We start from the raw sequence: 23,042 nt of genomic DNA on the forward strand, positions 1-23,042 counted from the left end.
AGGTCAACAAATACCATTTAGGAATGAGCTTAGGCGCCGATACGCTGTTTCCCAGCGCGGATGGCCATTAATGGGCCATATACCCGAATGGTATGAAAAAGGATGAATAAATTCTTTTTGGGATTATCAGGAAATCTTTACGCTGCAGGGACCCAGTCACCTGCGATTAGACGATGGTCGTAGACACACAAGGTTACGATTGACTTGGCAGTCACGGTCTGGCGCTAATCGCGCATCTTAGGATTCAGGGCAAATCGACCCCGAACCAGGAACACAAGAATTAGAACGAGAGGAGCGATACATGAACAAGTCCACCTTGGCCCTGGCTGTGGCCGTTGGGGTTATGGCGCAGCAGGCAGGCGCCGCCGGTTTCATCGAAGACAGCAAGGCTACTCTGGGTCTGCGTAACTTCTACATCAACACCGACAACCGTAACGGCACTGCCGAACCAAGTCGCAACGAAGAGTGGGGCCAAGGCTTCGACCTGCGCTTCATCTCGGGCTATACCCAAGGCACCGTCGGCTTCGGTATCGATGCCATCGGCCTGTTGGGCGTACGTCTGGATTCGGGCGGCGGCACCAACGGCAACGTTAACGGTGATGGCACCCCTGGCAGTGCCTACGGCGGCACTGTTTTCCCAAGCGAATCCAACGGTCAGGCGGTTGATAACTTCTCCAGCCTGGGTCTGACGGCCAAAGCCAAGATTTCCCAGACCGAACTGAAGCTGGGTACCTTGCAGCCGAAGAACCCGGTCATCGTCACCAACGACGGTCGTCTGCTGCCGCAAACCTGGCAGGGTGGCCAGATCACTTCCGGCGAGATCAAGGACCTGACGCTGGTCGGTGGCCAGATCGAGCACGTGAAAGGTCGTAACTCCAGCAACAATGAACAGCTGTCGATCGGTGGCGCAACTGCGCGTACCACAAACAGCAACAAGTTCATCTACGCGGGTGGTGACTACAAAATCACCAAAGACCTGACAGCCCAGTACTACTACGGCAATCTGGAAAACTTCTACAAGCAACACTTCCTGGGTCTGGTGCATAACTGGTCGATTGGCCCAGGTGTGTTGAAGTCCGACTTCCGTTACTTCAATAGCTCCGATGACGGCCGCAATGGCAACGATTCGGACTACTTCAGCAACGGTGCGTACGGCAACAGTACGCTGGGTAACGGCAAAGGCAAGGTCGACAACAACCTGTACAGCGGCTTGTTCCTGTACACCGTTGCCGGTCACACCTTTGGTGGCGGCTATCAGGTGAGCAACGGCAGCAGCGACTTCCCTTGGCTGAACCAGGGTGACGGTTCGTCGAACTACACGATCACCGACATGCAGATCCAGAAGTTCGCCCGCGCCGGCGAGCGCACCTGGCAAGCACGCTACTCCTATGACTTCGCCAAAGTTGGCGTGCCAGGCCTGACCGCCGGCATGGTTTACCTGCGCGGTGACAACGTTGATACCTACGCTCGTCGCGTCCAGACTTCCAATGGCGCTTCCGAGTGGGAACGCGATCTGACCGTAGCGTACGTTGTTCCAGAAGGCCCGTTGAAAAACGTCGGCTTCATGTGGAAAAACGCTTCGTGGCGCACCGACATCGCCGGTCAACGCGACCAGGACGAAAACCGCCTGATCCTCAGCTACTCGATCCCGCTGCTGTAACAGCTCGACCAAGTTACTGAAGCAAAAAAAAAGCCCCGTCCGGCATCGCGCCGGACGGGGCTTTTGCGTTTCGAGTCAGGCTCACCCCCGTAAGCCCTTCCCGATTTCCCTCTTTGCTGCAACTCAAGGCCTTCTCGAACCTTGCGTGAGATGTTCGTCGCGATACCGGTCGGTGTCCAATGAACAGATGTTTAATATTCTTTAATGTTCTAAATATCTAGTTATTTATTCTTTTTCACGCTGATCAATCACGAGCTACAGTTGTTGTCTCCCATCCCTCATCAGGAGCAGTACCATGAGCCTCAGACTCGGCGACATCGCCCCCGATTTCGAACAGGACTCCAGCGCCGGCAAGATTCGTTTCCACGAATGGCTGGGCGATAGCTGGGGTGTGCTGTTTTCCCATCCGGCGGATTTCACTCCGGTGTGCACCACCGAGCTGGGTTTCACCGCCAAGCTCAAGGATGAATTCAGCCAGCGTGGTGTCAAGGCCATCGCGCTCTCGGTCGACCCGGTGGACTCGCATCACAAGTGGATCGAGGACATCAACGAGACCCAGAACACCATTGTCAATTTCCCGATCCTGGCCGATGCCGATCGCAAGGTCTCCGATCTCTACGATCTGATCCACCCGAACGCCAACGACACGCTGACCGTGCGTTCACTGTTCGTGATTGATCCGAACAAGAAGATCCGCTTGACCATCACTTACCCGGCGAGCACCGGGCGCAACTTTCACGAGATCCTGCGGGTGATCGACTCGCTGCAACTCACCGACAACTACAAAGTCGCCACGCCGGCCAACTGGCAGGACGGTGAAGAGGTGGTGATCGTGCCGTCGCTCAAGGATGAGGACGAGATCAAACAGCGCTTCCCGAAAGGCTATCGCGCGGTGAAACCGTACCTGCGCCTGACGCCGCAGCCGAACAAATGAATCAGTGAGATATTGGCCGTAGCTACCGGCGCTTTCGCGAGCAAGCCCGCTCCCACAGGGAGAACGCATTCCAAATGTGGGAGCGGGCTTGCTCGCGAAGGCGTCAGCGCAGGCAACCCGCAATTCAGCTTTAAGAGCCACGATGCAGGGGAATTTCGGCCGTCTCGACGGCCTTTTTTTTCGCCTGAATTCGGCTAAAAGGTATATCTCTTAAACGCATAACCAAATGAATAAATATGATTTATGGATATATAAATCAACTGGTAAGGTCACTGCCATTGAAGCGAGATCGCAGCCTGCGAATCGCCTGTAACGCTTAAAGGAATCTGCAATGCTGGTCGTCTCACTCGGTGGCAGCCCCAGCCTGCGCTCCCGTTCCGGGGTGCTGCTGGAGCGTTCGCAACGCTGGTTGCAGCAGCAAGGGGTGGAAGTGGTGAGTTATCAGGTACGGGATTTCCCGGCCGAGGATCTGCTCCACGCCCGCTTCGACAGCCCGAAGGTCCTCGACCTGCTGCAACAGATCGAAAACGCCGATGGCCTGCTGATCGCCACGCCGGTGTACAAGGCCTCGTTTTCCGGAGCGCTGAAGACCCTGCTGGATCTGCTGCCGGAACGTGCGCTGAGCCACAAGATTGTCTTGCCGATGGCCACCGGCGGCAGTATCGCCCACATGCTGGTGGTCGATTACGCGCTCAAGCCTGTGCTGTCGGCACTCAAAGCCCAGGAAATGCTCCAGGGTATTTTCGCCGAGGACAGCCAGATCGCTTACGGCGAAGGCAGTGCCGCCGCGCAACTGGCTCCAGCACTGGAGCAGCGTCTGCATGAAGCGCTGGAGCAGTTTGTCGGCGCCATGGCGCGCCGGCCGAAACCGCTGGAACCGGGCTTGTTGAACGAACGTTTGTTGAGTGCCCGCTGGAGCATTTGAGTCTCACCGCAATTTGAAGTACTGGCCTTACTCGCCCGCCAACGGGCAAGCAGGTGCAGCCACAACCCAACAGCAAAAAGGAGAGCGCCATGCGCCCTGTATTTTTGCGTCGTGGTCTGGTCGCTCTGTTTGCTGCGGCTGTGTCCATTGGCGCCATTACTCAAGCTCAAGCCGAGACCTTGCGGATCGGTTATCAGAAGTACGGCACGCTGGTGCTGCTCAAGGCAAAAGGCACGCTGGAAAAACGTCTGGCCGCGCAAGGCGTCGATGTGCAATGGACGGAATTCCCCGGCGGCCCGCAACTGCTCGAAGGCCTCAATGTTGGCTCGATCGACTTCGGCGTGACCGGCGAAACTCCGCCGGTTTTCGCCCAGGCCGCTGGCGCCGACCTGCTCTACGTCGCCTATGAACCGCCAGCGCCGAACAGCGAAGCGATCCTCGTGTCGAAAGACTCCCCGATCAAATCGGTGGCCGATCTCAAGGGCAAGAAAGTCGCGCTGAACAAAGGCTCCAACGTTCACTACTTGCTTGTGCGCGCACTGGAAGACGCCGGCCTCAAGTACAGCGACATTCAGACTGTGTTCCTGCCGCCGGCCGATGCCCGCGCCGCGTTCGAGCGTGGCAGCGTCGACGCCTGGGTCATCTGGGATCCGTATCAGGCCGCCGCCGAACAACAGTTGCAAGCGCACACCCTGCGTGACGGCAAAGGCATCGTCGACAACCACCAGTTCTATCTCGCTACCAAACCTTACGCGCAGAAAAATCCCGAGGTGATCAAGACTCTCGTCGAAGAAGTGCGCGCGGTCGGCGAATGGTCGAAAGCCAATCCTGAGGACGTGACCCAACAGGTCGCGCCACTGCTCGGTCTGCCGGCAGACATCACCCTGACCTCGGTGAAACGCCAAGGCTACGGCGCGCTGTTCCTTACCCCGGACGTGGTCGCCGCACAACAGAAAATCGCCGACACGTTCTTCCAGCTCAAGCTGATTCCCAAGCCGCTGAGTATCAAGGACGTGATCTGGACCCCGCCGGCCACTGTGGCCCAAAGCTCCCAAGCGCAGTAATTCGAATCCACAAGGAGACCACTCCATGAGCCTCAACATTTTCTGGTTCCTGCCTACCCATGGCGACGGCCATTACCTTGGCACCGCCGAAGGCGCCCGCGCGGTCGACCACGGTTACCTGCAACAGGTTGCGCAAGCGGCGGATCGCCTCGGTTTTGGCGGTGTGCTGATTCCTACCGGGCGCTCCTGCGAAGACTCGTGGCTGGTGGCGGCCTCGCTGATTGCGGTGACCCAGCGTCTGAAGTTTCTGGTCGCCCTGCGCCCCGGGATCATTTCCCCGACGGTTGCGGCGCGGCAGGCTGCGACGCTGGATCGTTTGTCCGGCGGGCGTGCGCTGTTCAATCTGGTAACCGGCGGCGACCCGGAAGAATTGGCGGGCGACGGTCTGTTCCTCAACCACGAAGAACGCTATCAGGCCTCGGTAGAATTCACCCGTATCTGGCGTCGCGTGCTGGAAGGCGAAACCGTCGATTACGACGGCGAGCACATCAGTGTCAAAGGCGCCAAGCTGCTTTACCCTCCGATCCAGCAACCGCGTCCGCCGCTGTATTTCGGCGGCTCATCGGAAGCGGCACAGGATCTGGCCGCCGAGCAAGTGGAGATGGTCTTGACCTGGGGCGAGCCGCCGGCTGCGGTGGCCGAGAAGATTGCACAGGTGCGCGCCAAAGCCGCCAGGCTTGGCCGCACCGTGCGCTTCGGCATTCGTCTGCATGTGATCGTGCGTGAAACCAATGCCGAAGCCTGGCAAGCGGCGGACCGGCTGATCTCGCATCTGGACGACGACACCATCCAACGTGCGCAGGCCTCGCTGGCGCGCTTCGATTCGGTCGGCCAGCAACGCATGGCCGCGCTGCACGGCGGCAGCCGCGACAACCTCGAAGTCAGCCCGAACCTCTGGGCCGGTGTCGGTCTGGTGCGCGGCGGTGCCGGTACGGCGCTGGTCGGCGATGGCCCGACCGTGGCAGCGCGGGTCAAGGAATACGCTGATCTGGGCATCGACACCTTCATCTTCTCCGGTTATCCACACCTCGAAGAGTCGTATCGTGTGGCCGAGCTGCTGTTCCCGCACCTGGACGTCGAGCGCCCGGAACTGCCGAAAAGCGCCGGTTATGTCAGCCCGTTCGGCGAGATGGTTGCCAACGACATCCTGCCCAAAGCCGCGTCGCAGAGCTGAGGCGCGGCCATGAAGAAATTAATCCACAGCCTCGCGCCCTGGGCGCTGCCGGTGTTGCTGCTGGCGGTGTGGCAGTTGTCGGTGTCGGCGGGCTGGTTGTCGACGCGGATCCTGCCGGCGCCGGTGGCAGTAATCGAAGCCGGCGTCAGTCTGGTGCGCAGCGGCGAGATCTGGACGCACCTGGCGATCAGCGGCTGGCGCGCGGCACTTGGTTTCACCATCGGCGGCAGCATTGGCCTGGTGCTGGGTTTCATCACCGGCCTGTCGAAGTGGGGCGAACGCCTGCTCGACAGCTCGGTGCAGATGATTCGCAACGTGCCGCATCTGGCGCTGATTCCGCTGGTGATTCTGTGGTTCGGCATTGATGAGTCGGCGAAGATTTTCCTCGTGGCGCTGGGCACGTTGTTCCCGATCTACCTCAACACTTACCACGGCATCCGCAACGTCGATCCAGCGCTGGTGGAGATGGCGCGCAGTTATGGCTTGAGCGGTTTCAGTCTGTTCCGGCAGGTGATTCTGCCGGGTGCGCTGCCTTCGATTCTGGTCGGTGTGCGTTTCGCGTTGGGCTTCATGTGGTTGACGCTGATCGTCGCTGAAACGATCTCGGCCAGCTCCGGTATCGGCTATCTGGCGATGAATGCCCGTGAGTTTTTGCAGACCGATGTGGTGGTGCTGGCGATTCTGCTTTACGCGGTGCTGGGCAAACTCGCCGACCTCGCCGCCCGAGCGCTTGAACGTGTGTGGTTGCGCTGGCACCCGGCCTATCAGGTCGCCAAGGGAGGTGCGGCATGACCGCTCAACAACCTCCACGGCTGCTGCGCGGGATTCCGCTGGCGGTGCGCAACGTGCAGAAAACCTTCGGCGCGCGGCAGGTGCTGCGGGACATCGATTTGCATATTCCGGCGGGGCAGTTCGTCGCCGTGGTCGGGCGCAGCGGTTGTGGCAAGAGCACGTTCTTGCGCTTGCTGGCCGGTCTCGATCAACCGACTGGCGGCGACCTGCTCGCCGGCTCCGCGCCGCTCAGCCAGGCGCGTGACGATACGCGTCTGATGTTCCAGGAAGCGCGGCTGCTGCCGTGGAAAAGGATCATCGACAACGTCGGCCTCGGCCTCAAGGGTAACTGGCGCCAGCAAGCGCTGGATGCATTGGAAGCGGCGGGCCTGGCGGATCGCGCTCATGAATGGCCGGCGGCATTGTCCGGTGGCCAGAAGCAGCGCGTCGCGCTGGCCCGGGCGCTGATCCATCAACCGCGACTGCTGCTGCTCGACGAACCGCTCGGCGCGCTGGATGCACTGACCCGGATCGAGATGCAGCAACTGATCGAACGGCTCTGGCAGCAACACGGTTTTACCGTGCTGCTGGTGACCCACGATGTCAGTGAAGCGGTGGCGATTGCCGATCGGGTGATCCTGATCGAGGACGGCGAAGTCGGCCTCGACCTGCACGTCGAACTGCCGCGCCCTCGGATCCGTGGTTCGCATCGCCTCGCCGCGCTGGAAACCGAAGTGCTCAACCGTGTTCTGTCCCTGCCCGGCGAACCGCCGACGCCGGAACCCGTTTCACCCCTGCCTGCGCAATTGCGTTGGGCGCAATAACTCAGTTTTATCAACGACAGGAATCAATGCCATGACTATCAAAGCCATCAACGTGCGCAACCAGTTCAAAGGCTCGATCAAGGAAATCGTCCTCGGCGACGTGCTGTCGGAAATCGACGTGCAGACCGCTTCGGGTATCGTCACTTCGGTGATCACCACTCGCTCGGTGAAAGAGCTGGAGCTGGTGGTGGGCAGTGAGGTGATTGCTTTCGTGAAATCCACCGAGGTGTCGATCGCCAAGTTGTAAGTCGGTGAGCAAAAAACAACCCCGAGGGTGTGAGCCCTGCGGGGTTTTTTTTGACGATCAAAAGATCGCAGCCTTCGGCAGCTCCTACAGGGGGACGCATTCCAAGGTAGGAGCTGCCGAAGGCTGCGATCTATTAGCGTTTAGGTAGATAGGGCGGCAGATAGAGGCCGATGTAGGCATCAAACACCCGCATCCCTTCCTCAGCCATGCGCGGGGTGATCTGGCCGTGCTGCTGCACCGAGCGTGCATAAACCCGGTCGCCCAGTTCCATCGCCAGGGCAAACACATCGACATCGTCCGGCAGCCTCGGCAGCTCGAAATGCTGGTCGAACAATTTGTGCATCAAATCGCCCAGCTCCAGGTCGTGCTGACGGTCGGCCTGGGTCACTTCGGTCAGGCCGTGTTGCGCCAGGATCAATTGCCGCGCAGCCGCGTCTTCGTCGTAGATTTCAAGCATGCGCTGTTCGACCAGTCGCGACAGATCTCGCCAGTCATGCAGGGCATCGTGATCGATCGGCGCTTGCAGGCAGGCGCGAAATGCCGCATGCACATCGGCGGTCAGCGCTTCGAGCAGCGCCGGGACGCTGGCGAAAAAGTGATACACGGAGGAGGGCGGAATCTGCGCGCGTTCGGCGACGCTGTAGATCGACAGGCTCGCCACGCCCTCGGCCGCCAGCAGCGTGCGCGCGGCGTCGAGTATCGAATCGATCCGGGCCTGGCTGCGAGCGCGGGGTTTGCGTGGGGTGACGAGTCGGCTCATTGAATTCTCCAGCGGGGGCAGCGGGCATTGTACGAGGCGACTTGCACCTTGTCTGCACGGGCCCATTGCCCCGGCTGGCCGTCTGCGACCTAGCCGCCGACCTCCACGCTACGGCCATTCAAGGGTTGCACCGGACGAGCGTTCATCGGGTACAGCGCCTGGAAAGCCTGCAGTTGTGCGGGAGACAGCGTCACCGCTGTGGAAAGGACATGCCAGCGAACACCTTCAGCACACGGTGGTGTCGTCAGGGAGCCAGCGTAGGCGTAGTAATGGCGGGTGGCAGGCAAAAGATCGGTAACGTTCAGCGTTTGCAGATTCATCACACCGCCCGCCTCCTTGGGCATGGCTTCCAAAATCAAATCCAGTGCCGGGTTGTGCGCTCCCTCTTCAAACAGCACTGCGACGACGGCCAGTTCGCCTGCAGCGCTACGGTGAACCAGATGCGCGCTCATTGGATAGGAGCGGCCCTGGATCTGTTCTTCGCTTGGCGTATGAAGGTGCAGCTGCACGAAGGAATAATCGCCGGACGCGAGGGTGAGACTGCCCGCATCTACGGTCGCCACCTGAATGGTATTACCGTTGTTCGAGACGACAGCTGCGCTCGGCTGATACGTGAAGACAAGGGGGGCAAGTCGAGTGTCGACTGCATCGCGGATGTCGATTGGCGATTGCGTCAGGCCGGACGAGCAAAGCGCATAGTCACTCTTCAGTTCGCTCCATTGTTCCGGCCCGGTGGGGGCGGCGTAACTCCATGTGGCGGCTTGCCCTGTGGTTGCCCCTGCGGTCGTGCATACACTGGTGATCAACAATGTAATGGCGGCGCTCATTAGCTGCTTTTTCATGAGGGTTACTCTCGGCACTGTGGAAAGAAAACCGGTCAGATCCCGGGGTTCTTGAGTGTGAGAGGGCGGCAGGGATTGCTCTGTAGGGTGACTTCGACGGACCCTGTAGGGCCATTCCGAGATTGCTGGTTGATCGGTAAGCATCAATCGCGGGCAAAAAAAACGCCGCAGGCTTTAAGGCCGGCGGCGTTGTTGTTACTGCAACCGCTTACACGGTATGCAAGTACCAGTTGTACTCAAGGTCGGAGATGGAGTGTTCGAATTCTTCCAGCTCGCTCTCCTTGCAGGCGACGAAGATATCGATGTACTTCGGATCGATGTACTTGGCCATCACCTCGCTGTCGTCCAGCTCGCGCAGGGCATCGCGCAAGTTGTTCGGCAGGCTTTGCTCGTTCTGCTCGTAGCTGTTGCCTTCGACAGGTGCGCCCGGCTCGATCTTGTTGACCAGACCGTGATGCACGCCGGCCAGCACCGAAGCCATCAGCAGGTACGGGTTGGCATCGGCGCCCGCCACGCGGTGTTCGATACGCACGGCATCGGCGGAGCCGGTCGGTACGCGGATCGCCACGGTGCGGTTGTCCAGGCCCCAGCATGGCGAGTTCGGTACGTAAAACTGCGCGCCGAAACGACGGTACGAGTTGACGTTCGGGCAGAGGAACGCCATTTGCGCGGGCAGGGTCTCGAGCACACCGCCGATCGCGTGACGCAGCGCGGCGTTCTGCTCGGGATCCTCGCTGGCAAAAATGTTCTTGCCGGCCTTGTCCAGAATCGAAATGTGCACGTGCAGACCATTGCCCGCCTGGCCCGGATACGGCTTGGCCATGAAGGTGGTGTCCATTTCATGGTCGTAGGCGATGTTCTTGATCAGACGCTTGAGCAGGACCGCGTAGTCGCACGCCTTGATCGGGTCGGCGACGTGGTGCAGGTTCACTTCGAACTGCGCCGGGGCACTTTCCTTGACGATCGCATCGGCCGGAATGCCTTGCTCTTTGGCACCTTCCAGAATGTCCTGGAGGCAGTCGACGTATTCGTCGAGGTCGTCAATCAGGTAGACCTGCGTCGAGTGCGGGCGTTTGCCGGAGATCGGCGAGCGTGGCGGCTGTGGACGGCCGTTCACGTTTTCCTGGTCGATCAGGTAGAACTCGAGTTCGAACGCGGCGCAGATGGTCAGGCCCAGTTCGTCGAACTTGGTCACCACCTGGCGCAGCACTTCACGGGGATCGGCGAAGAACGGGTCGCCTTCGAGTTCGTGCATGGTCATCAGCAGTTGCGCGGTCGGGCGCTTCTGCCATGGCTCGTTGCACAGGGTGTCGGGGATTGGATAGCAGATACGATCGGCGTCGCCGATGTCCAGGCCCAGGCCGGTGCTTTCCACCGTGGAGCCATTGATATCCAGAGCAAATAGAGAGGCCGGCAGGTTGATGCCTTTCTCGTAAACCTTGTGGAGACTGGTGCGTTCGATGCGCTTGCCGCGCACCACACCATTCATATCCGCAATCAGAAGGTCAACGTACAGAACCTCAGGATGTTCCTTAAGGAACGCGTTCGCTTCGTTAAGCTGAACGGCACGCGGGGGTACCGACATGATGCAACACCTTTGTTGTTAAAAATATCAATCATTGATCTTTTCTGGTTTCAGTCAACCCGAACGGCCTGCCGAAGTCAAGCGAGGCCTTTTTTGCCCCGAAAAAGCGCTTGAAGGGCATTTATGGGGCACTTTGGGGCATTTTTTCAAACCTTGAACGTTGCTCAGCTGCAGGCTTGAGCAGGCCGTGTTGTATTTTTTACGGGGGTGTTGTGTAAAAAAATGAACAAGGCTAAGCTCCGGTCAAACCCATAACAGCAATAATACCGGGGTGCTTCATGTCTCGCCTGCCGTTAATCGGCATCACCGACTGCTCGCAACAGTCCGGTCTGCATGCTCATCACATCAGTGGCGATCAATCCGTCCGTAGCGCAGCCAGCAAGGCGCGCAGCCTGTCGACGACATTCTCGTCAACATCCGGCACAACGGCACCGTCCGATATTCTGGACGTCGGGCACAGCATCCGCTTTATGGCGTCTCCTTCCACTATAGAACTCTTTCCCTCTCAAAGCCCGTGCCGCACTCAGCGTCGTGCTTTCGATTCTGCACGTTTGCAAAGTGCACGGGAAATGCAACGCCAGCGTAAAGGGCAGGTAAGCTCCTCTTTCATTGTCTATGCGCGGTGCCAGGCGTAAGCCGGCACTGCGCGAGCAAGCCCCCTCAACGCGACGCCCCAAGCGTCAAAATTGCCTGACATCGCGTCAGGAGACTCAGCCCAGAGGCATTTATGAGTAACAACCTCGACCAGCTCACCGATTGGTTGAAAGACCGCAAGATCACAGAAGTCGAATGCATGATCGGCGACTTGACCGGCATCACCCGGGGCAAGATTTCGCCGACCAACAAGTTCATCGCCGAAAAAGGCATGCGTCTGCCGGAAAGCGTTTTGTTGCAGACCGTGACCGGTGACTACGTCGAAGACGACATCTATTACGAACTGCTCGACCCGGCCGACATTGACATGATCTGCCGCCCCGACCAGAACGCCGTGTACCTGGTGCCGTGGGCCATCGAGCCGACCGCGCAGGTAATCCACGACACCTATGACAAGCAAGGCAACCCGATCGAGCTGTCGCCGCGCAACGTCCTCAAGAAGGTCCTCAAGCTGTATGCCGACAAGGGCTGGCAGCCGATCGTCGCGCCGGAAATGGAGTTCTACCTGACCAAGCGCAGTGACGACCCTGACTATCCGTTGCAGCCGCCGATTGGTCGCTCCGGTCGCCCGGAAATCGGTCGTCAGTCGTTCTCCATCGAAGCGGCCAACGAATTCGATCCGCTGTTCGAAGACGTCTACGACTGGTGCGAACTGCAGGAGCTGGATCTCGACACGCTGATCCACGAGGACGGCACGGCGCAGATGGAAATCAACTTTCGTCACGGTGACGCACTGTCGCTGGCCGACCAGATTCTGGTGTTCAAACGCACCATGCGCGAAGCGGCGCTCAAGCACGACGTGGCCGCGACCTTCATGGCCAAACCGATGACCGGCGAGCCGGGCAGTGCCATGCACCTGCACCAGAGCATCATCGACATCCACACCGGCAAGAACGTCTTCTCCAACGAAGACGGGACCATGAGCCAGTTGTTCCTGCACCACATCGGTGGCCTGCAGAAACTGATCCCCGAACTGTTGCCGCTGTTCGCTCCTAACGTCAACTCGTTCCGGCGCTTCCTGCCGGACACCTCGGCACCAGTGAACGTCGAGTGGGGCGAAGAAAACCGCACCGTCGGCCTGCGCGTACCGGACGCCGGCCCGCAGAACCGCCGCGTGGAAAACCGCTTGCCGGGCGCCGACGCCAACCCGTATCTGGCGATTGCCGCGAGCCTGCTCTGCGGCTACATCGGCATGGTCGAAGGTCTCAATCCGAGCGCGCCGGTGGTGGGCCGTGGCTACGAGCGCCGCAACCTGCGCCTGCCGCTGACCATCGAAGACGCGCTGGAGCGTATGGAGAACAGCAAGACCGTGGAGAAATACCTCGGCAAGACCTTCATCACCGGCTACGTCGCGGTCAAGCGGGCCGAGCATGAAAACTTCAAGCGCGTGATCAGTTCCTGGGAGCGTGAGTACCTGCTCTTCGCCGTCTGATACGCCGGGCGCGCTGCGCAGGCGGCGCGCCTTCACCGATAACAAGGAGAATTGGCATGACCAGCAACAACCCGCAAACCCGTGAGTGGCAAGCGCTGAGCAGCGATCACCACCTGGCCCCGTTCAGCGACTTCAAGCAACTGAAAGAGAAGGGCCCGCGGATCATCACCAACGCCAAGGGCGTTTACCTGTGGGACAGCGAAGGCAACAAGATCCTCGACGGCATGGCCGGCCTGTGGTGTGTGGCGATCGGTTACGGTCGCGATGAACTGGCCGATGCCGCCGCCAAACAGATGCGCGAGCTGCCGTACTACAACCTGTTCTTCCAGACGGCCCACCCGCCGGCGCTGGAACTGGCCAAGTCGATTGCCGACGTTGCGCCAGAAGGCATGAACCACGTGTTCTTCACCGGCTCCGGCTCCGAAGGCAACGACACCATGCTGCGCATGGTTCGCCACTACTGGGCGATCAAGGGCCAGCCGAACAAGAAAGTCATTATCAGCCGCAAAAACGGTTATCACGGTTCCACCGTGGCTGGCGCCAGCCTCGGCGGCATGACCTATATGCACGAACAGGGCGACTTGCCGATCCCGGGCATCGTTCATATCGCGCAGCCGTACTGGTTCGCCGAGGGCGGCGACATGACGCCGGAAGAGTTCGGCATCTGGGCGGCCAATCAGCTCGAAGAAAAGATTCTCGAAGTCGGTGTCGACAATGTCGGTGCCTTTATTGCCGAGCCGATCCAGGGTGCAGGTGGCGTGATCATTCCGCCCGATACCTACTGGCCTCGCATCAAGGAAATCCTCGCCAAGTACGACATTCTGTTTGTGGCCGACGAAGTGATCTGCGGTTTCGGCCGCACCGGTGAGTGGTTCGGTAGCGATTTCTACGACCTCAAACCGGACATGATGACCATCGCCAAAGGCCTGACCTCCGGTTACATCCCGATGGGTGGCCTGATCGTGCGTGATTCGGTGGTAGCCGTGCTCAATGAAGGCGGCGATTTCAACCACGGCTTCACCTATTCCGGACATCCGGTGGCAGCGGCGGTGGGCCTGGAAAACATCCGCATCCTGCGCGATGAAAAAATTATCGAGAACGCCCACAACGAAACGGCACCGTATTTGCAGAAACGTCTGCGCGAGCTGAACGATCATCCGTTGGTGGGTGAAGTTCGCGGCGTCGGTCTGCTGGGGGCGATCGAGTTGGTGCAGGACAAGGCCACGCGCAAGCGTTACGAAGGCAAGGGCGTCGGTATGATCTGCCGGCAGTTCTGCTTCGACAACGGCCTGATCATGCGCGCGGTGGGCGACACGATGATCATCGCGCCGCCGCTGGTGATCAGCAAAGCCGAGATCGATGAGTTGGTTACAAAGGCACGCAAGTGTCTGGATCTGACCCTCGGTGTGCTGCAGGGCTAAGTGCTAGGCTTTGAGCGAGCAGGTTGCGGCTTGCTCGGTCAAAGCTGTCAGAAAGGCCGGTCTTTTGTTGAAAGACCGCCTCGGATCTTGCCAGACTAGCCGCGGTTCCAGTTGTCCGGGTTCGGCCGCTGAACAATGTGGTTCAAAAAAGAAAAATTTGGAGCATGACGCATGAAGGCATTAGGTAAAAAGCTTGCTGGCAAGACACTTCTCGCGCTGTCCGTGGCGGGCATGATGGCGGGTGCGGTTCACGCGGACGACAAAGTGCTGCACGTTTACAACTGGTCCGATTACATTGCGCCGGACACTGTGGCCAATTTCGAAAAAGCCACCGGGATCAAAGTCGTTTACGACGTCTTCGACAGTAACGAAACCCTGGAAGCCAAGTTGCTGGCCGGCAAATCCGGTTACGACATCGTGGTGCCTTCCAACAACTTCCTCGCCAAGCAGATCAAGGCCGGCGTTTACCAGGAGCTGGACAAGTCCAGGCTGCCGAACTGGAAAAACCTCGACGAAGACCTGCTCAAGGCCGTTGGCGACGCCAGCGACCAGGGCAACAAACACGCCTTCCCGTACATGTGGGGCTCGATCGGCATCGGCTACAACCCGGCCAAGGTCAAGGCTGCGCTGGGCATCGACAAGATCGATTCGTGGGACGTGGTGTTCAAGCCGGAAAACATCGAGAAACTCAAAAGCTGTGGCGTGAGCTTCCTCGATGCACCGACCGAAATGATTCCGGCCGCATTGCACTATCTGGGCAAGCCGACCGACAGCAAGGACAAGGCTGATCTGAAAGCCGCCGAAGACCTGTTCCTGAAGATTCGTCCGTCGGTCGCCTACTTCCACTCCTCCAAGTACATCTCGGACCTGGCCAACGGCAACATCTGCGTCGCTGTCGGTTACTCGGGTGACCTGGAGCAGTCCAAGACCCGCGCCCAGGAAGCCGGTGACAAGGTCAAACTGGCTTACACCATTCCAAAAGAAGGCGCCGGGACTTTCTATGACATGGTCGCCATTCCCAAGGACGCCGAAAACGTCGAAGCCGCCTACAAGTTCATGAACTACCTGCTCGAGCCGCAAGTGATGGCCGGCATCACCAACGCCGTGCGTTTCCCGAACGGCAACAAGGCGGCCACGCCATTGGTAGACAAGGACATCACCAGCGATCCGAGCATCTACCCGTCGGCTGAAGTGAAGAAACAGCTCTACGCGATCAGTGACCTGGACGCGGCGACTCTGCGCCTGATCACGCGCAGCTGGACCAAAATCAAATCGGGCAAATAAGCCGGTTTGCTGCAGCAACCACTGGCCGTCGTCGCCGCGACGGCGGCCAGCGGATAATTAATTGACAGAAAGTTTTGCTGGATCGGTTTTTCGAGGGTAAGTTGCGCGCCGGTTTTGTTGTCGGGCAGCCATGGCTGTCATGCAGCGCGGGCAACTTGGGCCCAATCCATTTAGAGGACCTCCACTTGCCTGTATTTTCTTCTTTGCGCAAAGCCCTGCTGGTCGCTGCCGGCCTGACCATCACTGTCGGAGCCCAGGCCGCCGGTACGGTGCATATTTATAACTGGTCCGATTACATCGGCGAATCGACCCTGGCCGACTTCGAGAAAGACACCGGGATCAAACCGGTCTACGACGTCTTCGACTCCAACGAAACCCTGGAAGGCAAGCTGCTCGCCGGGCGCACCGGCTACGACGTGGTCGTGCCGTCGAACCACTTCCTTGGCAAGCAGATCAAGGCGGGCGCGTTCCAGAAGCTCGACAAGGCGCAGCTGCCGAATTATTCCAACCTCGACCTGGTGCTGCTCAAGCGCCTGGAGCAGAACGATCCCGGCAACCTCTACGCCGTTCCGTATCTGTGGGGCACCAACGGCATCGGCTACAACGTCGACAAAGTCAAAGCTGTGCTGGGTATCGACAAGATCGATTCCTGGGCCGTGCTGTTCGAGCCGGAAAACATCAAGAAGCTGCACAGCTGCGGCGTCGCGTTCCTCGATTCGGCTGATGAAATGATGCCGACCATGCTCAATTACCTGGGCCTGAACGCCAACAGCACCAACACCAAGGATTACGAAAAAGCCACCGCCAAGCTGCTCGCGGTGCGTCCGTACGTGACCTATTTCCACTCCTCGAAGTACATCGGCGATCTGGCCAACGGCGACATCTGCGTGGCGATCGGTTTCTCCGGCGACATCTTCCAGGCGAAGAACCGTGCCGAGGAAGCCAAGAAGGGCGTCAACATCGCCTACTCGATCCCGAAAGAGGGTGGCGCGCTGTGGTTCGACATGCTGGCAATCCCCAAGGATTCGCCCAACGTCAAAGAGGCCCACGCCTTCATCAACTATTTGCTGAAACCTGAGGTGATCGCCCAGGTCAGTGATTACGTCGGTTACGCCAACCCCAACCCGGGTTCGGACAAGCTGATGGAACAATCCATTCGCACCGATGAAGCGGTTTACCCACCGCAAGCAGTCCTCGACAAGACCTACGTGTCGACCGAGTTGCCAGCCAATATTCAGCGTTTGATGACCCGCAGCTGGACCAAGGTCAAGTCGGGCAAATAACGCACAAACTATCCAGGGTTCGTCTTGCGTGGCGAACTGCTGCTTCTGTTGGGAGTTTCGTAAATGGCAGTTGCCTCCGGCGCCTACAAGAAAGCCCTCGAGGGCGACCAGACACCGAAACAGGTGCTGGTCAAAATCGACCGGGTCACGAAGAAGTTCGACGAGACGATTGCCGTGGACGACGTGTCCCTGGAAATCAAGAAGGGCGAGATTTTTGCTCTGCTCGGCGGTTCGGGATCGGGCAAATCCACCTTGCTACGGATGCTCGCAGGCTTCGAACGGCCCACGGAAGGGCGGATTTTTCTCGACGGTGTGGACATCACCGACATGCCGCCGTACGACCGTCCGATCAACATGATGTTTCAGTCCTACGCCTTGTTCCCGCACATGACCGTGGCGCAGAACATCGCCTTCGGCCTGCGGCAGGACAAGATTCCCAAAGCTGAAATCGACGCCCGTGTGGCCGAGATGCTCAAGCTGGTGCAGATGAGCCAGTACGCCAAGCGCAAGCCGCATCAACTGTCCGGCGGCCAACGTCAGCGCGTGGCACTGGCACGCTCGCTGGCCAAGCGGCCGAAACTGCTGCTGCTCGACGAACCGATGGGCGCACTGGACAAGAAACTGCGTTCGCAGATGCAACTGGAACTGGTGGAAATCATCGAGCGCGTCGGCGTGACCTGCGTGATGGTGACCCACGACCAGGAAGAAGCCATGACCATGGCCGAGCGCATCGCGATCATGCACCTGGGCTGGATCGCCCAGATCGGCAGCCCGATCGACATCTACGAAACCCCGACCAGCCGACTGGTCTGCGAATTCATCGGCAACGTCAACATCTTCGAAGGCGAAGTGATCGACGACGCCGAGGGCCACGCGACCATCACCTGCAAGGACCTCGACCGGCAGATCTACGTCGGCCACGGCATCAGCACCTCGGTGCAGGACAAGTCGGTGACCTACGCGATCCGTCCGGAGAAGCTGCTGGTCACCGCCGAGATGCCGACCTGCGAGTACAACTGGTCGAGCGGCAAGGTTCACGACATCGCCTATCTGGGCGGTCACTCGGTGTTCTATGTCGAGTTGCCGAGCGGCAAACTGGTGCAGTCGTTCGTGGCCAACGCCGAACGCCGTGGCGCACGTCCGACCTGGGGCGATCAGGTCTACGTGTGGTGGGAAGACGACAGCGGCGTGGTACTTCGCTCATGAACATGCGCAAATTCAAACGTCGCATCAACCGGATCATCCCCAATGGCCGGCAAATGGTCATCGGGGTGCCGTTCATCTGGCTGTTCCTGTTCTTCATGCTGCCGTTCTTCATCGTTCTGAAGATCAGTTTTGCCGAAGCCGACGTGGCGATCCCGCCGTACACCGAGATCTACACGTTTGCCGAGCAGAAGCTGCAATTGCTGCTGAACCTGGGAAACTATGCGCTGCTGAGCGACGACGATTTGTACATCGCCGCCTACCTCGGCTCGCTGAAAATGGCCTTCATCAGCACGCTGCTGTGCCTGCTGATCGGCTATCCGATGGCTTACGCCATTGCCAGTGCGCGCAAAGAGCTGCAAACGGTGCTGGTACTGCTGATCATGATGCCGACCTGGACCGCAATCCTGATCCGCGTTTATGCCTGGATGGGCATCCTCAGCAACAACGGCCTGCTCAACGGCTTCCTGATGAGCATGGGCCTGATCGACGAGCCGCTGCAGATCCTCAACACCAACCTGGCGGTGTACATCGGGATTGTCTATTCGTACCTGCCGTTCATGATCCTGCCGCTGTACGCCAACCTGGTCAAACACGATCAGAGTTTGCTGGAAGCCGCATCGGATCTGGGTTCGAGCACTTTCAACAGCTTCTGGAAAATCACCATTCCGCTGTCCAAGAACGGGATTATCGCCGGCTGCATGCTGGTATTCATTCCGGTGGTCGGTGAGTTCGTCATCCCGGAACTGCTCGGCGGCCCGGAAACCCTGATGATCGGTAAGGTGCTCTGGCAAGAGTTCTTCAACAACCGCGACTGGCCGGTGGCATCCGCCCTGGCGGTGGTGATGCTGGCGATCCTGATTGTGCCGATCATCCTGTTCAACCGCAGTCAGGCCAAGGAAATGGAGGGTAAAGAATGAAGCGCTTCCGTTTCTCCAGCCTGATGCTGGTACTGGGTCTGATCTTCATCTATCTGCCGATGCTGATCCTGGTGATCTACTCGTTCAACGCTTCCAAACTGGTGACGGTGTGGGGCGGCTGGTCGATCAAGTGGTACGTCGGCCTGCTCGACAACTCTCAACTGATGGGCTCGGTGCTGCGTTCGCTGGAAATCGCCTGCTACACCGCGGTTGCCGCGGTGGCGCTGGGTACGCTGGCAGCGTTCGTGTTGACCCGCATCACGCGCTTCAAGGGCCGTACGCTGTTCGGCGGCCTGGTGACGGCGCCGCTGGTGATGCCGGAAGTGATCACCGGTCTGTCGCTGTTGCTGTTGTTCGTGGCCATGGCGCAGATGATCGGCTGGCCGCAGGAGCGCGGCATCGTCACCATCTGGATCGCCCACACCACGTTCTGCGCGGCGTATGTGGCGGTGGTGGTGTCGGCGCGTTTGCGCGAGTTGGATCTGTCGATCGAAGAGGCGGCAATGGACCTCGGCGCGCGGCCGTGGAAGGTGTTCTTCCTGATCACCATCCCGATGATCGCGCCGTCGCTGGCGGCGGGCGGCATGATGTCGTTCGCCCTGTCGCTGGATGACCTGGTGCTGGCGAGCTTCGTGTCCGGTCCGGGTTCGACGACCCTGCCGATGGAAGTGTTCTCGGCGGTGCGCCTGGGTGTTAAACCGGAGATCAACGCGGTGGCGAGCCTGATTCTGCTGGCGGTGTCGCTGGTGACTTTCCTCGTCTGGTTCTTCAGCCGCCGCGCCGAAGAGTCGCGCAAGAAAGCCATCCAGCAGGCTATCGAAGAAAGTGCGGCCGATTCGTGGAAGCAACCGGACGCGCGTCGCGCGCCTGCGCCGGAAGCGGCGTGAGCCATATCGGGTTGGTCGTTTTCTCAAGAGCAACCCAAATCGAAATGTGGGAGCGTGCTTGCTCGCGAAGAGGGCGTGTCAGTCGACTGAAATGTTGTCTGACCCACCGCATTCGCGAGCAAGCCCGCTCCCACATTTTGTTCCATGCAGTCCAAGGGGATTGGCGGATGACCTCAACGAAGTTCAGCGGTTTGAACCCCGGCTCCTGATCCACCAGCACATCGGTCTTCACATTGCCGAACGTTATCTGCGGACGATGACGCACTCCTTGAAACCTCCGCCGCGTGGATGCGCATGCACCACGGCTTCGCGCTGCACGCTGCTGAACGCCGCGTAGTCCATCGCCTGCACGTCCATCTCCGCCCCCGCAGTGACCAGCGACACGCTCGGACGCAGATGCTTCGGCACGCCCGGTGTCGTATGCAAGGCAATCGATAACCAGACCTGTCCGATATCGTCTTCGCTCAGCCCGTACGGCATTTCCTCGTCGAAACGCCGTTGTGCGCTGCCTGTAAATCGTGCCGGGTTTGGATTGGCCAGGGTTGGCTCGCTCAACCAGCCGGAGACGGTCCCTGTGGAATCGGGCTTGCTCGCGAAAGCGGTGTGTCATTCGACATCCATATCGCGTGAGATGGCCTCTTCGCGAGCAAGCTCGCTCCCACATTTGGAATGCATGTCCCTGTGGGAGCGGGCTTGCTCGCGAAGGGGCCTGTGCAGGCGTTATAAATCTATTGGGCACCCCGCATCGGCAGTAGCTTCAAGGTACTGCGCGTATTCGCCAGCACCTCTTCCTCACTGAAATGCGCCTGCACATAAATCCCCTCTACGTACGCCTCAGCCTGGTCGTCGTAATGACGATCAAACGGCACGCCACTCTGGCCGACCGGATTGATCGTCAAACCATGCACCGCATCGGCAAAATCAACCAGACGCCGTGTCGACGGCCCATAGGTCACCGGCCACGGCGCCGGGCCGATCTTCGCCGAGAGGTTGTTCGGCACTTCATGGCTGCCCGGCGCCGCGAACGGCCCGACATTGAACAGGCGATCCAGCGGCTTCTGCTGCCCCAGCGGGTGGCCATGAGTGAGGGTGTGCGCCGCGCCCCACTGCCAGCCCGCCACGTTGTCGCCGAGGGTCAGTTTCAGATGCGCCATGCTTGCCGCCCATGCCATGCGCACGACATCGGCGCGGGTTTCTCTGGCCGGCGTGCTGCGGTTGTCCCACCAGGGCGAATCGGCCTGCGCCGCCAGGCGTGGCAACGCCGAATCGATCACCCGCGTCGACAGCAGGGTTTCGAAAAAGTCATTACCCAACTCATCGCGCATCGCCGCGTCGGCAAGGTCGTAGAGGAACTGGTTGAACACCGTCGCGCTGACCGAATTCAACGGATAGTCGCCGGGCCACTGCGCCAGTTGCTCAAGCAGTTTCAGCTGCGCCGGATCACTGACCACCTCTCGCAACACCGGCAACAGCGGCGCCAACAGGCGCGGGCCATAACCGGTCGCCGTGCCCAGTTGCAGCTTCTGGTTGGCCTCGTTGCTCCACTTCACCCGGTTGTCGCTGAGCTGGCGGTCGAGCTGCTGACCGCGATCAGCAAGGTTGTAGTAACCGGGAATCTCCATGCCGGTCGGCGACACGGGCTGGAAGTTGGCCGAGACGATATAGCCGCGCGCCGGGTTCTCTTCCTGCGGATTGGCGCTGAACGGGTAGTAGCCGTCCTTGTCCGCCTCAGCCGTGCTGCCGTCAAGAATGAAGCCCGGTTTTACCCCGGCTGGACGTTTGGGCAGTAGCGCCGAGGCCCACCAGGCGATATCGCCTCTGGCATTGGCGTAAACCAGATTCAGCCCCGGCGCCTGTACCTTGGCCGCCGCCGCGCGGGCCTTGGCCAGCGTGTCGGCGCGGTTGAGCTGGTAGAAGCCGTCGAGGATCGGGTTCGGCGTTTCGAGAAACGCCCACCACATCGCAATCGGGGTTTTGCCGGCAGCGCTGCCAAGGGCATCGTTGACGATCGGCCCGTGCGGCGACTGGCGCAACGTGATCGACACCGGCGGCTGGCCTTTCACCTTGATCTGCTGCTCGGTGACGAGCATGTCTGTCCACTGGCCGCGATGCCAGACCTGATCGGGGTTGTCCGGGTTGACCTTCTCGGCGATGAGATCGAGGTCGTCGTTCTGGAACATGGTCAGGCTCCAGCCAAAATCGAGGTTGTGGCCCAGGAACGCGAACGGCACCAGCGCCTGATGGTGACCGTACAACTCGAAACCCGGCGCCGACAGCTGCGCTTCGTACCACACCGACGGCACCGAGAAGCGGATATGCGGATCGCCGGCCAGCAATGGCTTGCCACTCTGGCTGCGGCTGCCGGCAATCACCCAGGCATTGCTGCCCTCGAACTGCGGCAGACCGTTATCGATCAGTGCCTGTTCGCTGAGGCGGGCGAGGGCGGTGAGATCCTGCCAGTCACCGGCGGCGAGGGTCGGCCCGTGCCTGACGTTATCGGTAGCCAGCACGCCTTTGGCTTGCCAGTCGAGATCGAAGACATTCAGGTAATCAGCGCCCAGCTGATCGCGCACGTAGGTCAGCAGCGGCTCGGTGCGAAACGCGGCGGCAAAGCTGTAGGCCATGTAGCCGGCGACGCTGATGCTGTCTTCGGCAGTGAACGGCCGCTTGGGGATGCCCAGCACGTCGAACTCGATCGGCGCGGCGTGGGTGTCCTGATACTGGTTGATGCCATCCAGATAAGCTTGCAGGCCTTTCCACGCCGGCGACTGTTTGTCGAGGCTGGCGACGTAGCTGGCCGCGCGCTCGCGGATGCGCAGGCTGCGAAACAGTTTGTCGGTGTCGAGCAGCTTCGGCCCGAGCACTTCGGCCAGTTCGCCCCGCGCGAGCCGGCGCATGGCTTCCATCTGGAACAACCGGTCCTGCGCGTGCACATAACCGAGGGCGCGATAGAGGTCGGTTTCGTTCTCCGCGCGGATATGCGGCACACCTCGCTCGTCGTAGCGCACGGTCACCGAGCCTTGCAGGTTGCGCAGTTCCACCTGGCCCTGGCGCGTCGGCTGCTTGCTGTAGATGTAGCTGCCGGCGGCGCAAAGCAGGACAACGATAAGCAAGGCAACAATGGTGAACGCACGCTTCATGGTGACTCCTTGTGCAGGCGAGAGGGCCGCCC

General features: G+C 59.9%; 20 protein-coding genes and 1 pseudogene. 16 read left to right on the forward strand and 5 right to left on the reverse strand.

Going from position 1 to position 23,042, the window contains the following annotated elements:
- Positions 1 to 301: 301 nt before the first annotated feature.
- The 8 genes from ACP7D9_RS06880 (at position 302) to ACP7D9_RS06915 (ending at position 7,599) form a co-directional block, all read left to right on the forward strand.
- On the forward strand, positions 302 to 1,660 hold the full coding sequence (locus ACP7D9_RS06880; protein WP_016772649.1) for an OprD family porin: 1,359 nt from the start codon (positions 302 to 304) through the stop codon (positions 1,658 to 1,660).
- A gap of 295 nt (positions 1,661 to 1,955) precedes the next feature.
- Positions 1,956 to 2,594: a peroxiredoxin gene (locus ACP7D9_RS06885; RefSeq protein WP_024014725.1), complete on the forward strand. Its 639-nt coding sequence runs from the start codon at positions 1,956 to 1,958 to the stop codon at positions 2,592 to 2,594.
- A 331-nt stretch (positions 2,595 to 2,925) separates the two neighbouring features.
- Entirely contained in the window at positions 2,926 to 3,519 is a 594-nt protein-coding gene (gene ssuE, locus ACP7D9_RS06890; RefSeq protein ID WP_101161471.1) for an NADPH-dependent FMN reductase, read from the forward strand.
- A gap of 89 nt (positions 3,520 to 3,608) precedes the next feature.
- Positions 3,609 to 4,583: a sulfonate ABC transporter substrate-binding protein gene (locus ACP7D9_RS06895; RefSeq protein WP_426156354.1), complete on the forward strand. Its 975-nt coding sequence runs from the start codon at positions 3,609 to 3,611 to the stop codon at positions 4,581 to 4,583.
- Between the two features lie 25 nt (positions 4,584 to 4,608).
- The gene (ssuD, locus tag ACP7D9_RS06900; RefSeq protein ID WP_426156356.1) at positions 4,609 to 5,757 is read left to right on the forward strand and encodes an FMNH2-dependent alkanesulfonate monooxygenase; all 1,149 of its coding nucleotides are present in this window, start codon (positions 4,609 to 4,611) and stop codon (positions 5,755 to 5,757) included.
- Positions 5,758 to 5,766: 9 nt separating this feature from the next.
- Complete coding sequence (gene ssuC / locus ACP7D9_RS06905) at positions 5,767 to 6,549, forward strand: aliphatic sulfonate ABC transporter permease SsuC (RefSeq protein WP_426156358.1); 783 nt, start codon at positions 5,767 to 5,769, stop codon at positions 6,547 to 6,549.
- Complete coding sequence (ssuB, locus tag ACP7D9_RS06910) at positions 6,546 to 7,352, forward strand: aliphatic sulfonates ABC transporter ATP-binding protein (protein WP_426156360.1); 807 nt, start codon at positions 6,546 to 6,548, stop codon at positions 7,350 to 7,352. The genes ssuC and ssuB overlap by 4 nt, the downstream gene beginning before the upstream one ends.
- Before the next feature lie 31 nt (positions 7,353 to 7,383).
- Positions 7,384 to 7,599 carry a TOBE domain-containing protein gene (locus ACP7D9_RS06915; protein WP_003229256.1) on the forward strand — a complete coding sequence of 72 codons (216 nt, stop codon included), beginning with the start codon at positions 7,384 to 7,386 and terminating at the stop codon, positions 7,597 to 7,599.
- A gap of 133 nt (positions 7,600 to 7,732) precedes the next feature.
- On the opposite strand, the gene ACP7D9_RS06920 is transcribed toward ACP7D9_RS06915, so the two are convergent.
- The 3 genes from ACP7D9_RS06920 to ACP7D9_RS06930 form a co-directional block, all read right to left on the reverse strand.
- Positions 7,733 to 8,359, reverse strand: a complete 627-nt coding sequence (locus ACP7D9_RS06920; protein WP_101161463.1) for a TetR/AcrR family transcriptional regulator — start codon at positions 8,357 to 8,359, stop codon at positions 7,733 to 7,735.
- A gap of 89 nt (positions 8,360 to 8,448) precedes the next feature.
- The gene (locus ACP7D9_RS06925; RefSeq protein ID WP_426156363.1) at positions 8,449 to 9,201 is read right to left on the reverse strand and encodes a carbonic anhydrase; all 753 of its coding nucleotides are present in this window, start codon (positions 9,199 to 9,201) and stop codon (positions 8,449 to 8,451) included.
- Positions 9,202 to 9,409: 208 nt separating this feature from the next.
- A complete protein-coding gene (locus ACP7D9_RS06930; RefSeq protein WP_016772657.1) occupies positions 9,410 to 10,786 on the reverse strand; it encodes a glutamine synthetase family protein in 1,377 nt (458 codons plus the stop codon).
- Between the two features lie 278 nt (positions 10,787 to 11,064).
- On the opposite strand from ACP7D9_RS06930, the gene ACP7D9_RS06935 reads away from it, so the two are divergent.
- From ACP7D9_RS06935 to ACP7D9_RS06970, 8 genes are all read left to right on the forward strand, one after another.
- On the forward strand, positions 11,065 to 11,421 hold the full coding sequence (locus ACP7D9_RS06935; RefSeq protein WP_426156365.1) for a gamma-glutamyl-gamma-aminobutyrate hydrolase family protein: 357 nt from the start codon (positions 11,065 to 11,067) through the stop codon (positions 11,419 to 11,421).
- A 92-nt stretch (positions 11,422 to 11,513) separates the two neighbouring features.
- Positions 11,514 to 12,872, forward strand: a complete 1,359-nt coding sequence (locus ACP7D9_RS06940) for a glutamine synthetase family protein (protein ID WP_101161459.1) — start codon at positions 11,514 to 11,516, stop codon at positions 12,870 to 12,872.
- Positions 12,873 to 12,928: 56 nt separating this feature from the next.
- Complete coding sequence (locus tag ACP7D9_RS06945) at positions 12,929 to 14,293, forward strand: aspartate aminotransferase family protein (protein WP_426156367.1); 1,365 nt, start codon at positions 12,929 to 12,931, stop codon at positions 14,291 to 14,293.
- Between the two features lie 171 nt (positions 14,294 to 14,464).
- Positions 14,465 to 15,577, forward strand: a complete 1,113-nt coding sequence (locus ACP7D9_RS06950; RefSeq protein ID WP_101161455.1) for a polyamine ABC transporter substrate-binding protein — start codon at positions 14,465 to 14,467, stop codon at positions 15,575 to 15,577.
- A gap of 185 nt (positions 15,578 to 15,762) precedes the next feature.
- Complete coding sequence (locus ACP7D9_RS06955) at positions 15,763 to 16,860, forward strand: polyamine ABC transporter substrate-binding protein (protein ID WP_426156369.1); 1,098 nt, start codon at positions 15,763 to 15,765, stop codon at positions 16,858 to 16,860.
- A 63-nt stretch (positions 16,861 to 16,923) separates the two neighbouring features.
- Complete coding sequence (locus ACP7D9_RS06960; protein WP_101161451.1) at positions 16,924 to 18,066, forward strand: ABC transporter ATP-binding protein; 1,143 nt, start codon at positions 16,924 to 16,926, stop codon at positions 18,064 to 18,066.
- 35 nt (positions 18,067 to 18,101) lie between these two features.
- The gene (locus ACP7D9_RS06965; RefSeq protein ID WP_178081230.1) at positions 18,102 to 18,983 is read left to right on the forward strand and encodes an ABC transporter permease subunit; all 882 of its coding nucleotides are present in this window, start codon (positions 18,102 to 18,104) and stop codon (positions 18,981 to 18,983) included.
- Positions 18,980 to 19,870 (forward strand): ABC transporter permease subunit, encoded by an 891-nt coding sequence (locus ACP7D9_RS06970; protein WP_101161448.1) that lies wholly within the window; start codon positions 18,980 to 18,982, stop codon positions 19,868 to 19,870. The genes ACP7D9_RS06965 and ACP7D9_RS06970 overlap by 4 nt, the downstream gene beginning before the upstream one ends.
- Positions 19,871 to 20,015: 145 nt before the next feature.
- Here ACP7D9_RS06970 and ACP7D9_RS06975 read toward each other — a convergent pair.
- Together ACP7D9_RS06975 and ACP7D9_RS06980 are read right to left on the reverse strand one after the other, a co-directional pair.
- A pseudogene (locus ACP7D9_RS06975) lies at positions 20,016 to 20,347 on the reverse strand (phosphohydrolase); the annotation flags it as partial.
- Between the two features lie 251 nt (positions 20,348 to 20,598).
- The gene (locus tag ACP7D9_RS06980) at positions 20,599 to 23,010 is read right to left on the reverse strand and encodes a penicillin acylase family protein (protein ID WP_426156372.1); all 2,412 of its coding nucleotides are present in this window, start codon (positions 23,008 to 23,010) and stop codon (positions 20,599 to 20,601) included.
- Positions 23,011 to 23,042: the final 32 nt, after the last annotated feature.

Origin of the sequence: Pseudomonas sp. TSRC2-2 (assembly GCF_049897785.1) — a bacterium.
In the GTDB taxonomy this organism is placed as follows: domain Bacteria; phylum Pseudomonadota; class Gammaproteobacteria; order Pseudomonadales; family Pseudomonadaceae; genus Aquipseudomonas.